This is a genomic window from Curtobacterium sp. PhB25 (genome assembly GCF_004365375.1).
Lineage (GTDB): Bacteria > Actinomycetota > Actinomycetes > Actinomycetales > Microbacteriaceae > Curtobacterium.
Map to the genome: position 1 here is coordinate 888,895 of NZ_SODR01000001.1, position 13,066 is coordinate 901,960.

At 72.2% G+C, this 13,066-nt stretch carries 9 protein-coding genes; 7 read left to right on the plus strand and 2 right to left on the minus strand.

Annotated elements, in window-relative coordinates:
* Window positions 1-224: 224 nt before the first annotated feature.
* The gene (locus EDF51_RS04065) at window positions 225-1,397 is read left to right on the plus strand and encodes a hypothetical protein (protein WP_132100228.1); all 1,173 of its coding nucleotides are present in this window, start codon (window positions 225-227) and stop codon (window positions 1,395-1,397) included.
* Window positions 1,398-1,415: 18 nt separating this feature from the next.
* Window positions 1,416-2,198 carry an inositol monophosphatase family protein gene (locus tag EDF51_RS04070; protein WP_132100227.1) on the plus strand — a complete coding sequence of 261 codons (783 nt, stop codon included), beginning with the start codon at window positions 1,416-1,418 and terminating at the stop codon, window positions 2,196-2,198.
* 59 nt (window positions 2,199-2,257) lie between these two features.
* Here the strand turns inward: EDF51_RS04070 and EDF51_RS04075 are convergent, their stop codons facing one another.
* Window positions 2,258-3,748 carry an MFS transporter gene (locus EDF51_RS04075; protein WP_131846425.1) on the minus strand — a complete coding sequence of 497 codons (1,491 nt, stop codon included), beginning with the start codon at window positions 3,746-3,748 and terminating at the stop codon, window positions 2,258-2,260.
* A gap of 487 nt (window positions 3,749-4,235) precedes the next feature.
* Between EDF51_RS04075 and EDF51_RS04080 the strand changes: the two genes are divergently transcribed.
* From EDF51_RS04080 to EDF51_RS04090, 4 genes are all read left to right on the plus strand, one after another.
* A complete protein-coding gene (locus EDF51_RS04080; RefSeq protein WP_134193907.1) occupies window positions 4,236-6,932 on the plus strand; it encodes a LuxR family transcriptional regulator in 2,697 nt (898 codons plus the stop codon).
* Window positions 6,933-7,408: 476 nt separating this feature from the next.
* Complete coding sequence (gene glmS / locus EDF51_RS04085; protein WP_132100224.1) at window positions 7,409-9,223, plus strand: glutamine--fructose-6-phosphate transaminase (isomerizing); 1,815 nt, start codon at window positions 7,409-7,411, stop codon at window positions 9,221-9,223.
* The gene (locus tag EDF51_RS20235) at window positions 9,223-9,336 is read left to right on the plus strand and encodes a Rax2 family protein (protein WP_240347339.1); all 114 of its coding nucleotides are present in this window, start codon (window positions 9,223-9,225) and stop codon (window positions 9,334-9,336) included. Before glmS ends, EDF51_RS20235 begins: the two co-directional genes overlap by 1 nt.
* Window positions 9,337-9,467: 131 nt before the next feature.
* The gene (locus tag EDF51_RS04090) at window positions 9,468-10,181 is read left to right on the plus strand and encodes a M50 family metallopeptidase (protein WP_165900965.1); all 714 of its coding nucleotides are present in this window, start codon (window positions 9,468-9,470) and stop codon (window positions 10,179-10,181) included.
* 87 nt (window positions 10,182-10,268) lie between these two features.
* Here EDF51_RS04090 and EDF51_RS04095 read toward each other — a convergent pair whose 3' ends face one another.
* On the minus strand, window positions 10,269-11,531 hold the full coding sequence (locus EDF51_RS04095; protein WP_132100222.1) for an amidohydrolase family protein: 1,263 nt from the start codon (window positions 11,529-11,531) through the stop codon (window positions 10,269-10,271).
* Between the two features lie 135 nt (window positions 11,532-11,666).
* Between EDF51_RS04095 and EDF51_RS04100 the strand changes: the two genes are divergently transcribed.
* Entirely contained in the window at window positions 11,667-13,064 is a 1,398-nt protein-coding gene (locus tag EDF51_RS04100; RefSeq protein ID WP_132100221.1) for a PLP-dependent transferase, read from the plus strand.
* The last annotated feature ends 2 nt before the right edge of the window (window positions 13,065-13,066 follow it).

A 13,066-nucleotide genomic window follows, 5' to 3' on the forward strand; every position in this document is an offset into this window, starting at 1 on the left:
CCAGTCGCGGCCCTCCAGTCGCGGCCCGTCCAGGTTCCGAAATCTGCACATCTCGGCGGTGGTTCGGGCCGTTCGTGAAACCTCGGCGAACCGCGTGCGGCATGTCGTGGAACCTCGGCGGAGGGCGCTCGGGCGTGGCACCTCGTCCCACCGCGCCCGGCCCGACCGCACCCCCACCCAGCACGCGTCGACAAGTGCGCAGCGGTGTTGTACAGTGAACCCTCGTGTCTGAAGTTGCAAAGTACAACTTTGCGCCGACCCCCGCCGTCGACGCCCCGTCCTCGAGCACGACAACGACGTCGCACGCGCACCACTCCCCCACCCACAAGTCCTCACGAGCACCGCGACCGCAGCGCACCGACAGCGTCCTGCGCCCGGCCGGCCTCGGACGGGTGCTCCTGACCTTCGCCACGCACATCCTCGTGCCGCTGTTCCTCGCCGCCGGCATGGGCCTGGCCTACCTCGGTGCCTTCCACGCCCCCGCGCCGAAGGAACTGCCCGTCGGCATCGTCGGGCAGTCCGCCGCGACCCAGGTGTTCGCCCAGACCGTCACCGACGAGTCCGACGGTGCCCTCGTCGCCCACGTCGTCCCCTCGACCAAGGACGCCGAGCGGCAGATCCGCGACCGCGACCTGGCCGCCGTGTACGCCCCGACCACCACGGGCGCGACGCTCTACGTGTCGACCGCGGCATCGGAGACGACCGCGAGCGCCGCACAGAAGGTCTTCCTGCCGATCGCGTACGAGCAGCACGTGCCGTTCCGGGTCGTCGACGTCGTCCCCACGGGCGAACAGGACAGCACCGGCCAGGGGCTGTTCTTCCTGCTCGTCGCCCTGAGCGTCGGCGGCTACGCATCGGCCATCGCCGTGGCGTCCGTCGCGACGAAGCTCCGCGCGGTGTGGACCGCGGTGGTCGGCCTCGCCGCCGCCGGGGTCGTCGCCGGCATCGGGATCATCGTCGCCGGGCCGATCTACGGCGTCATCACCACGCACCACTGGCAGGTGTTCCTGTTCGCCTGGCTGTACGACGCGATCATCGTCGCGATCGGCGTCGGCCTGCACCCGGTCCTCGGGCGGTGGACGACACCCGTGCTCACCATGCTGTTCGTGATGCTCAACTTCACGTCGTCCGGCGGCATCTTCCAGGCGTCGTTCGTGCCCGGGTTCTTCTCCGCACTCCACTCCTTCTGGAGTGGCGCCGCGTGGCTGCAGGCGGCACAGGACCTGCAGTACTTCCCGGACGCCTCGCTCGGCCGGTCGTCCCTGGTGCTCGCGCTCTGGCTCGCCGCAGCCGTCCTGCTGTGCGTGGTCGTGCACGGCCTCGTCGCCCGCCGCACCCGCATCGCCCGCGAGCGTGAGGTCACCCGGCTCGAAGAGGAAGAGGTCGTCGCCGCGTAGCCCCGCTACGCTCGACCCGTGGACCTCAGCGCCGACTTGGACTTCGCCCGCTCGCTCGCCGACATCGCCGACACGATCAGCCTCGAGCGGTTCCGCGCCGCCGACCTGCACGTGTCGAAGAAGGCCGACAGCACGCACGTGACCGACGCCGACCAGGCCGTCGAACACGCCCTGCGCGAGCGGATCGCGACGGAACGACCCGACGACGCGTTCCTCGGCGAGGAGACCACGGCGGACACCGGCGCCGAGGCGACCAGCGAGGGGCACCGTCAGTGGGTCATCGACCCGATCGACGGCACCGCGAACTACCTGCGCGGTGTGCCGGTGTGGGCGACGCTCATCGCCCTGGCGGTCGACGGCCGCCCCGTGCTCGGCGTCGTGAGCGCCCCCGCGCTCGGCAAGCGCTGGTGGGCGGCCGAGGGCCTCGGCGCGCACTCGTTCGACGGCGACCTCCGCGTCTCCGGTGTCGCGGACCTGTCCGACGCGAGCCTGAGCTACAACAGCATCCAGCAGTGGGACGACGACGACCGGCTCGAGTCCCTCGTCGGCCTGTCCCGCAAGGTCTGGCGGACGCGCGCCTACGGCGACATGTGGTCGTACATGCTGGTCGCCGAGGGGGTCATCGACATCGCGGGCGAACCCGACCTGAAGCCGTGGGACATCGCGGCCCTCGTGCCCATCGTGGAGGAAGCCGGCGGGCGCTTCAGTTCACTCGACGGCGACCCCGGGGCCTGGCACGGCAGTGCACTCGCGACGAACGGCCTGGTGCACGACGCCGTCGTCGAGGTCATCCGCCGCTAGCACGACCCCGAACGACACGCTCGACGTCGGATGACGTCGCGGGTGTCGGTCCGAGTCGATCAGGCGGCCGCAGCCGCCGCCTCACGCCGAGCCGCACGCCGCCGCACCACCAGGTCCCCGACCGCCAGCACGAGCGCGAGGGCCATCAGCGAGACCGTGAACGTCGTGCCGCTCCGGAACGCGTCGTGGTACGCATCGAGCCGACTCCCGCCGGAGCCCCCGGCAGCAGCACCCCGCACGATCCCGTAGAAGATGCTCGTCGCCACCGCGGTCCCGATCGCGGTCCCGACGCGCTGCCCGAGCTGCTGCATCGACCCGGCGACCCCGGACTGCTCCACGGGGATCTCGGCCAGGGTGAGCGTCTGGTTCGGCGACACCACGAACCCGCCGCCGAGGCCGCCGACCAGGAAGGCCCCGGCCATCGCCCACGGCGTCACCTCCGGCGGGGTCAGCACCGCGGCGAGCATGAGGAGCACGAAGCCGACGACGACCATGAAGAGCCCGAAGACCACCAGGGCCCGTCCGACCCGGTCGACGATCCGTCCGCCGATGTAGGACCCCACGGCGCTCGTGGCCGCGAACGGGATGCTCACCATGCCGGCGAACAGCGGTGACAGCCCGAGCCCCTCCTGCAGGAACAGCGTCACCATCAGGAAGGACGCCGGGATCGCCGCGAAGTAGACGGCCACGATCGACAGCCCGTTGCGGTACGACGACAGCCGGAACAGCTCGAAGTGCACCACCGGTGACTTGCCCTGCTGCTTGTACCGGACCTCCCAGAGCACGAACAGGCCGAGGAACACGACGAAGGCGATCAGCCAGAGCCACCGGGCACCGGAGTCGCCGGCACCCGTGGTGAGCACGAACGGCAGCATCAGCGTGATGATGGCGGCGCCGAGCAGCAGGATGCCGACGATGTCCAGCTCGCGGTCCTTCGCCTGTCCCTGCGCCCCCTTGGGCAGCAGCCGCATCGCGAAGAACAGCGCGACGAGTCCGAGCGGCACGTTCATCCAGAACAGCAGCCGCCACCCGTTCTCCTCGCCGCCGATCGCGATGAGGCCACCGCCGATCGTCGGGCCGAGCGCCGTCGAGATGCCGATCATGGCGCCGAACAGCCCGAAGGCCCGTCCTCGCTCCGGGCCCCGGAACAACTGCTGCACGAGTCCGATCACCTGCGGCATCTGGGTGCCGGCGGCGAAGCCCTGCAGGATCCGCGTGACCATGAGCACCTCGATGGTCGGCGCCACGGCGCAGAGCAGGCTCGACACGGTGAACGCCACGAGTCCGATGATGAACAGGGCACGGCGGCTCTTCAGGTCGCCGAGCCGACCGGCGGGCACGAGGGCGAGGCCGAACGCCAGCGCGTACCCCGCCACGATGAGCTGCAGGGATGAACTGGTGGCGTCGAGGGACTTCTCGATCGACGGCAGCCCGACGTTGACCTTCGACAGGTCGAGGATCGTCAGGGCGGCCACCGCGACGCACACGGCGAAGGCCCTCCAACGCGTGCGGTCGTCGAGGCGGGCGTCGGTCGGGTCAGCGCTGGACATCACCATCGTTCGTACACCGACCGGCCTCCGGGCGGGCGAGACCCACCCCCCGGGTGGGTGACACCCCCTCGTCGTGGCCCCCCGGACTGGGGGCACCGTTGCCGGATACGCGGTGCGCGGGGCGGCTCAGATGGTCAGGACCTGAGTTATCGTGCTCGTACGGAAGGTCACGCAAGCACCTGGATTCCCTAGATCCGAGTACACGTGCACGGCCTCCCGTGTTCGTCCGAAGACCCTAACCCGAGGGGTGATACAGACGATGACATCATCGTTCCCGAGCGGAACCGAGTGCACCCTCACTCGTCGACCGCATTCAATCCACGACAGCTCCGGCGCGCGCGCAGTCGCCGCCATCCGTCCGCACTCCGACACGGCCACCCACCGTGCAGCAGTCCGGTCCGCCTCACGGCGCCCCGTCGCAGCGCTCGCAGCGTTCGCCGACGACCTCTCCGCAGGATCCGCTTCCGGGCCCGGAGGCCGGTGAGTCATGGCACTCACCGGTCGACGTCTCGAGGTCGACCGGATCGCGACCCTCGCTGTACTCCCTCGGGAGTCCGCGATGGTCGTGGTCGGCGACCCTGGTTCCGGACGCAGCAGCGTCCTCGACGCGGTCTCGAACCGCGTTTCCCTCCCCGTCGTGCGGGTCGGTGTCAACGGGAGTGAATCCCGTTGGCCGCTGGCCGGCGTGACCTCCTTGTTCACCGCGCTCGACGACCCTCGTGCGACGGCCCACATCGCCCATCTCCTGCAGACGGGTGAGACGGCGGTCCCCGTGACCGCCGGACTGGCGGCGGCGCACGACTTCCTCGACGCCGTGCACGCCCTCACCCTGCCGCCGACGCTCGTGCTGATCGACGACCTCGACCGCATGGACGTCGAGAGCCAGGAGCTCATCGCGTTCCTCGCCGGCCGACTCGCAGGCACCGCCCTGCGCGTCGTGGCGACGGTCCGTTCGGTGCCGTCGGACGGTCCGCTCGCGGCCCTGCCGGCGCTCCGCATCGAGCCGCTGCCGTCCGACGAGGCACTCATCCTCGCCCGGACCATGGCACCGGAAGAAGCGAACGACGGCGTCCTCGCCGTCCTCGCCGCGGAGACCGGTGGCAACCCCGGCGCGCTCCGCGAACAACTCGCGGTGCTCAGCCGCGAGCAGCTCACCGGCGCGGAGCCGATCGTGCTCCCGCTCCGACCCACTCCGACGACCGAGGCCCTCGCAGCCCTCGCACTCGGGTCCGCCGCGGGACGAGATCTGGACGTCCTCGCGAAACTCGCCCTGGTGCCGGTCGCGAAGACCACGGCCTGGGACCGCGACGAGTTGGACGACCTGGTCGGAGCAGGCCTCGCCACCGTGCGGGGCCAGAGCGTGACGGTCCGCGACCCCCTGGTCCGGTCCTCGCTGTACTGGCGTATGCCCGCCCGTGACCGCCGCGCGGCGCACGCCGCGCTGGCCACGGCGAGCGCCGAGTCCGACCCGCGGGCAGCCGCGTGGCACCGGAGCTTCGTCGACGACGTCCCCGACGTGGTCGCGTTGCTCAGCGCCGCACGGTCCTACGTGGTGGACGGCAACGTGCACGCCGCGATCGCCCTCACCGAGCGTGCCCTGCACGTCGGTGGTGGCACCGAGGACGAGCTCGTCGCGCTGCTCGGGGTCGCTGAGGCCCTGCTCGGCAACCGGCTGCTCGGCTTCGCCGCGCGGTACCTCGCCGCGCTCCGTCCGTTCCGGACGACGGCGCACGAGGTCCGCCGGCTGCGCCTGCAGTACTCGGCGCAGTACCTCAGTGGCGACGCCGTGCACGCGGACGAACTCCTCGTGTCGGTGGACGCGACCGAGCCGGCCGACGTGGACGCGGTCGCCGGGCTGATGGCCATGGTGGCGTGCTTCCGTGCCGAGGCGTGGGAGCTCGACCAGGCGAAGGACCTGCTGCACCGCGTCGAGCCCCTCGAGGCGTCGGCGTCTCCGCACACGTTGGAGATCACGACGACCGCGCGGGAGCTCATCGCCGCGATCGACGGCACCCTGCCGTCGGACACCGACCTGCACGACGGACTCGCAACGTCGGTGCTGCTGGCGATGTCCGACCCGACCCTGCTGCTCCTCGCCCACGCGCTGAGCATCGCTGAGCGGTACCGGAGCGCGCGTCGGGTGTTCGCACTCGTCCTCGCCCGTGGCCCGCAGACGGCGCCGGTGTGGACCGAGGCAGCCCGCTACCTGACCGCCGAGAACGAGGTGCGCTCCGGGAACTTCCGGCAGGCGCTCCGCGCGATCGACGTGTGGGAGGCCGGTTCCTCGGTGGTCGAACGGCTCCGTGAGCCGTCGCGGGCCATCGCGATCGCCTGGCGGCACTTCGCCGAGGGGCGCTCCGCCGATGCCCTCGCGGTCGTGGACCGGTGCCTCGAGCACCGTTCGACGAGCCGCCTGTGGGGTGCGACGGCGAAGCTGCACGCGCTCCGCGGTCGGGTCCTGCTGCTCGACGGCCGACTGGAGGAGGCAGCCGCCGCACTCGAAGCGGCGGACGCCATCGGCAGGTCCCTGCGGAACCCCGCGGTGCTCCGGCACCTCGGCGACCTGGTCGAGGCGTACGCACGCCTCGGACGGATCGACGACGCCCGCACCATCACCGCGCGGCTCGCTGCGGACCACCACGCCCGACCGGGTCGCTGGGGTGCGCTCGTGCTGCCGAGGAGCCTCGCGCTCGTCGCCGACGACACCACCAGGGACACCGCCCGTCGCCGCGCGTTGGAGCTGTTCCAGCCGCACGACTCGCAGTTCGAGCGGGCACGGACGTTCGCGGCCCTCGCGACGGTCGGCAACCCCGCCGAGCGTCCGCGTCTCGGTGCGGCAGCAGCGGCGGCGTACGAGGCGGCCGGCATGCGCCGTCCCCTCGTCACCCCCGCACCGGCAGCGGCCATGCCGCCGTTCGGCACGGGGCCGTCGCTCCGGTCCGCACCGGTGCTGTCCGCGTCGATGCCGGGGACGCCCCGGAGCGCTCCGGACGCCTCGGCGGTGCTCACCTCGCTCACGGCCGAGGAGCGCGCCGTGGTGCAGAAGGTGACGGAGGGCTACCGCAACCGCGAGATCGCGTCGTCGCTGTTCATGTCGCAGCGCACGGTGGAGCTGCGGCTCACGCAGATCTACCGCAAGGTGGGCGCGCGGTCGCGCTCCCACCTGGTCGCGCTGCTCACGTAGTCGACGCGAGCACAAGGCGGACGGGAGGCCCGGTACCAGCTGGTACCGGGCCTCCCGTCCGCCTTTTCGCTGTTTTCACGCAACCGGCCTCGCAGGCTCGGTCGGCGCTGGCGCCGCGCGCCGCTGGCGCGTCGCTTCATGCGGAGCGCGCGCGTTGCGGGAGTCCGCACGCGACCGCACCGCGGCGCCCCCCGCACGCGGGGAACCGCAAGAGCAGTCGACGACTGTTGCCGTGGCGGCGTCGCCGGGTGAGGCTTCTCATGCACCGACCGCCGTGCCCCTCCCGAGGGGCCAGACCGCGGTACCCCGTCCGGTACCCGAACCTCGTGGCCCACCCACTCCGTCGTCCGTCCTCGCCTGATCCGAGGACGGGCGCCGGTCAGGACCGCGAGGGCCCGGACGCGCGGCAGACCCGACGGCGGTCGGTGCCGAACCCCGCTCCACTCCCCCACCCCGTTCCCCCGAAGGGACAGCCGATGTGCGGCATCATCGCGGCCCGCGTGTCTGACGACGCGACGCCCTACCTGCTCGACGGACTCGAACGACTCGAGTACCGCGGCTACGACTCCGCCGGCATCGCCGTCCGGACCGCCGCCGGACGCACCGAGACGATCCGCTCGGTCTCCCGTGTCGGGGACCTGCGCACGCTCGTCGCCGCCCGGTCCGGCGACGCCCTGACCGGCGTCGGCATCGGCCACACCCGCTGGGCCACGCACGGTGCCGTGCGCGAGGCGAACGCCCACCCGCACGCCGACTGCTCGCGCCGGATCAGCATCGTGCACAACGGCATCATCGAGAACGCCGACCGCCTGCGCGACATGCTCACGGCGCAGGGCCACCGGTTCCGCTCCGAGGTCGACTCCGAGGTCATCGCGCACCTCGTCGAGCGCGCCCTGGCCGTCGACCCGGACCTGATGCTCGCCGTGCAGATCGCGACCGCGCAGCTCGAGGGGTCGTGGGCGATCGTCGTCCTCGACGCCCGCGACGGCCGGATGGTCGTGGCCGCGGACCGTTCCCCGCTCGTCGTCGCCCGGTCCGCCCGCGGCGACTTCGTGGCGAGCGACATCGGCGCGATCGCCGAGTGGTGCGAGACCTTCGTCGCGCTCCGCGACGGTGACGTCGTCGAGCTCGGCGAGGCCTGGACCTGGTCGTCGAACGGGATCACCGTCCCCGTGCCGTTCCCCACCCCGTCGCCGTTCGCCGCCACCGCGCTGGACCTCGGCGACCACCCCGACCACATGGCGAAGGAGATCGGCGAGCAGGCCGACGTCGTCAGCACGATCCTGGACCGCATCGCCCGCCGCACCGCTGACGGAAGTATGTGGGTCGGCCTCGGCCTGCCCGCCTTCCAGCGCCTGGCGATCGTCGCCTGCGGCACCTCGCTCAACGCCGGCCAGGTGATCGCCACCGCGCTGCGTGGCATCGGCGGCGTCCCCACCGACATCGTCGTCGCCAGCGAGGCCGACCAGGCCGTGCTCGGCCCCGACACCCTGGTCGTCGCGATCAGCCAGTCCGGCGAGACCGCCGACGTCCTCCGCGCACTCGACCGCTTCGAGGACCGCCACCCGGTGCTCGCGCTGACGAACAACGTGCACTCCTCGCTGGCCCGTCGCGCCGACGCCGTGCTCGACTGCCACGCGGGTCCGGAGATCGGTGTCGCCGCGACGAAGACGTTCACCGCGCAGGTCGTCGTCGGTGTCGCCGCGGTGATCTCCGCACTCGTGGCGTCCGGCCGCATCGAGATCGCACGTGCCCACGCGCTCGTCGACGAGCTCCTCGACCTGCCGGCACGCATCGAGCACGCCACGCAGGTGTCCGCCGACCGGATGCCGCTCCTGGTGTCGAGCGTGAAGGAGGCCACCGGCTTCCTGTTCCTCGGCCGCGGTGCCGGCCTGCCGTACGCCGCCGAGGGCGCACTCAAGCTCAAGGAGCTCAGCTACCGCTGGGCCGAGGCGTACCCCGCGGGCGAGCTGAAGCACGGCCCGCTCGCCCTCGTCGACGAGGGCACCCCCGTCGTCGTGATCGACCACGGCGAGCCGAAGATCCAGTCGGCGATCGCCGAGGTCCGGGCCCGCGGCGGGTTCGTCATCACCATCGGCGGCGAAGGCTCCGACATCCCGGCGCTCGGCAGCCGCGGCACCGGCGGACTCGCCTGGGGCGCCATGGCGGCGCCGTGGGGTCCGCTCGAGGCCGTCGTGCCGCTGCAGATGCTCGCCCGCGAACTCGCACTGCAGCTCGGCTGCGACGTCGACAAGCCGCGCAACCTGGCGAAGTCGGTGACGGTCGAGTGATGCGCGGTCGGATGAACCACCTGACGACGTTCCTGGTCGTGCTCACGGCGTTCGCGATCGCCATGACGACGGTGCTCGTCGTCGTGGTGGCCGGGCCGACCGTCCTGGGCTGAGCCGGGCGGGTGGGCGGGCGCCGACTCGGATCGACGTTCTCGATGTCGTACGACGTCGAGGGTGTCGTTCCACATCGTCCTCGACGCCGGGTCTCGGGCAGTTCGCGGGACACGGCTGCGATGCTGGTCCCTTGACCACCGCAGCCCCGCCCCTCGTGTTCGTCGCGCTCGTCGTCGGCGCGCTCCTGCCGTTCCTGCCGCTCGTCGGACGCGTCGCACGGATCGCCGCGACCATCGCGCACGAGGTCGGGCACTGCATCGTCGTCGTCCCGTTCGGCGGCCGCATCCAGCGCATCGACCTGCACCCGGACGGCTCCGGCGAGGCCTGGGTCCAGCTCGGTCGGGTCCCCGGCGGCATCCGCTGGCTCGTCCGGATCCTCAACCTCTACGCCGGGTACAGCGCGCCGCTCTGGGCCGGGGTGCTCCTGGTGACCGGGGTGCTGCACGGCTCGCGGTGGCTGCCCGTCGCCGTGCTCGGGGTCATCGGGCTCGTGGCGCTGGTGTTCGTGCGGAACTGGTTCGGGCTGCTCGTCGTCCTCGGGTTCGACGTCCTGGCGCTGTGGGTGGCACTGCGTCCGTCCGAGACCACGGTGCTCGTGGTCGCCGCCGTCGGGGCGTTCTTCGTCGTCGACGGACTGCGGTCCGTCGTGCAGGTCGCACGGTGGCTGCTCACCGGCGCCCGCGTGCAGACGGACTTCCACATCGCCGCAGCCGAGATGCGGGTGCCGGCCGGGGTCTGGTTCGTGCTGTTCGTGCTGGTGAACGGCCTGGCGGTGTGGCTCGCACGGGTCCCGTTGCTCGAGGTCTGGGACACCGTGGTGGCGGGCGTGCGCGCGCTCTTCTGACGGGGTGCCGTGGTCGCACCACGTCCGCGACGATCCACGCGGTGATCGACTGGTGCAATGACGCAGAACGGGTGCGCAGCCCCGCGCTTACTCCCAGGGGCGCTGCGCGAGCTCGGCGGGGTCGAACACCCGGCCGCCGGCGACCACGAGCGACCGCGGCACCCGTCGCACCAGGGCGTCCATCGGGTTCTCGGCGTCGAGCAGCACCACGTCGGCACGCGCCCCCGCCACGAGGTCGTGCGCCTCGTCGGTGACGAACCGGGCACCGTCGCGCGTGGCGAGCTCCACCACGCGGGTCAGGTCCTCGTCCCGCACCACACCGCCGGCCCGCGCGTACTGCCACGCGATGCCGAGCAGGTCGCCGTCGCCGTAGGGGCTCCACAGGTCACGGATGCCGTCGGTGCCGAAGCCGAACCGCACGCCGGCCTCGTCGAACTCGTACAGGGGAAGCTGTCGCATCCGCACCGGGGCGACGGTGGTCATCGTGACGCCGAGCGACGCCATCCGGGCGAGCAGGTCGCGGCGACGCACGGGATCGACGTCGACGATCGCGAACCCGTGGGCGATGTTGACCCTGCCCGGTGCGATGCCGAGCCGCTCCACCCGGTCGAGCACCAGGTCGAACGCGAACGCACCGAGCTCGGCGGGCTCGTGCAGGTGGATGTCGATGCCGCACCCGGTGTCGGCGGCGATGGCGAACAGGCCGTCGAGCTGCCCGACCGGGTCGCGGTCGATGAGCGACGGGTCGAGCCCACCGATGTGGTCGGCTCCGGCCGTCGCCGCCTGCCGCAGCAGGTCGAGCACACCGGGCCGCCGCAGCACGCCGTCCTGCGGGAAGGCGACGATCGACACCTCGACCGCACCGTCGAGCGCGTCGGCCGCCGCACGCACGGCCTCGATCCCCCGCAGCCCGACGCCGAGGTCGACGTCGACGTGCGTGCGGACCCGGGTGGTGCCGGTGCGCAGCCCCTCGCGCAGCACCCGCGTGGCGACGGGTTCGCTCGGGATCCCGAGGGCGTCACGCCGAGCCCGTTCGTGCGCGATGCGCCCCTGCGTGCCGGGCTCGCCGCCGTACGACTCCCACTCGTGCCCCCACCAGCTCTTGTCGACGTGGGCGTGCGTGTTGACGAGCCCCGGCAGCGCGAGCTGGCCGCGCCCGTCGACGACCCGAGCACCAGCACCGGCACCGGCACCGGCACCGCCACTGGCACTGGCACCGCCCGCGACGCCGTCGCCCGCTCCGGTCGCGGTGACCGAGACGATGCGGCCGTCCGCCACCCGGATGTCCGACCGTGCACCACCCCACGGACGGACATCGCGGATGATCAGGGTCGCTTCGTCGGTCGCCATGCCCCCATCGTGGCAGCCGCCAGGGCCCCGCCGCGACCCCACCGCACCCCGGTTCCGCGTAACGGAACGCCGCAATCGCCTGTCCACGCAGCGAAGGCTGCGAGGCTACCGCCAGACGACTCCCGGAGGTGTCCCATGGCGAACGACGATCACGGTTTCTCGACCGAACAGGTGCACGGCGGCTTCGTGCCCGACGCAGGGCACGGCGCACGGATCCCGGCCATCCACATGTCCTCCGGCTTCCTCTTCGACGACTTCGACCAGGCGCGCGACCGCTTCGCCGGCACCGAGGACGGCTACACCTACACCCGCCTCGGCAACCCGACGAACGCCGACGTCGAGCGCCGCGTCGCCCTGCTCGAGCGGGGCGTCGAGGCGATCCTCGTCGGCAGCGGCCAGGCGGCGGCCACCATCGCGTTCCTCGGGCTCCTGCAGGCGGGCGACCACGTCGTCGCCGCCCGCAGCATCTACGAGGGCACCAAGGGGCTGCTCGTGCAGAACCTCGGCCGCCTCGGCATCGAGGTCGACTTCGTCGCCGACCAGCGCGACCTCGACGAGTGGGCACGGCTCGTCCGCCCGAACACGAAGGCGTTCTTCGCCGAGACGATCCCGAACCCGAAGAACGACGTCCTCGACATCACCGGCGTCGCCGACACCGCGCACCGTGCCGGCGTCCCCCTGATCGTCGACAACACCCTGGCGACGCCGTACCTGGTCCGGCCGGTCGAGCACGGTGCCGACATCGTCATCCACTCGGCATCGAAGTTCCTGTCCGGCCACGGCGCGGGCCTCGGCGGCGTGGTCGTCGACGGCGGCACGTTCGACTGGTCCGCCTCCCCGGAGCGCTGGCAGCACCTCACCAGCCCGGAGCGGTCACTCGGCGGCGACAGCTACGTCGAGCGTTACGGCAACCGGGCGTTCGTCGTCTTCGCGCGTGACGTCGTCGCCTCGCGCATCGGCCCCACCCCGTCGCCGTTCAACGCGTTCCTGATCCGCCAGGGCATCGAGACGCTGAGCCTGCGCGTGGAACGCCACAGCGCGAACGCGCTGGCGGTGGCGCAGTGGTTGGAAGCACAGCCGGAGGTGACGAGCGTCGACCACGCGGGTCTGGCCTCCAGTCCGTTCCACGACCTCGCCCAGCGCTACCTGCCGCGCGGTGCCGGCTCCGTCTTCGCGTTCACGCTGGCGGGCGGCGAAGCCGCCGCGCACACCTTCATCGACAGCGTCCAGCTGTTCAGCCGCATGACCCACCTGGGCGACGTCCGCTCGCTGATCCTGCACCCCGCGACGACGACGCACGCCGGCAAGACCGCCGCGGAGCGCGCCGACCAGGGCATCGACGGCGGCCTGATCCGACTGTCGGTCGGCATCGAGGACGTCGCGGACCTGCTCCGCGACCTGGAACGCGGGTTCGCCGCGTTGCGTTCCGGGATCGACGGGGAGAGCCTGGAGGCCCGTGGCGCGTCCGACGCGGAGCGTGCGTCCCTGGAACACTCGGTCCCAGGCACGCACGTGATCTCGGAGGAGCTCTAGAC

Bases quoted from the DNA above. Each gene is read 5' to 3' on its own strand.
- EDF51_RS04100 (WP_132100221.1), top strand. From the start codon at position 11,667: ATGGCGAACGACGATCACGGTTTCTCGACCGAACAGGTGCACGGCGGC.
- EDF51_RS04075 (WP_131846425.1), bottom strand. From the start codon at position 3,748: ATGTCCAGCGCTGACCCGACCGACGCCCGCCTCGACGACCGCACGCGT.
- EDF51_RS04080 (WP_134193907.1), top strand. From the start codon at position 4,236: ATGGCACTCACCGGTCGACGTCTCGAGGTCGACCGGATCGCGACCCTC.
- glmS (WP_132100224.1), top strand. From the start codon at position 7,409: ATGTGCGGCATCATCGCGGCCCGCGTGTCTGACGACGCGACGCCCTAC.
- EDF51_RS20235 (WP_240347339.1), top strand. From the start codon at position 9,223: ATGCGCGGTCGGATGAACCACCTGACGACGTTCCTGGTCGTGCTCACG.
- EDF51_RS04095 (WP_132100222.1), bottom strand. From the start codon at position 11,531: ATGGCGACCGACGAAGCGACCCTGATCATCCGCGATGTCCGTCCGTGG.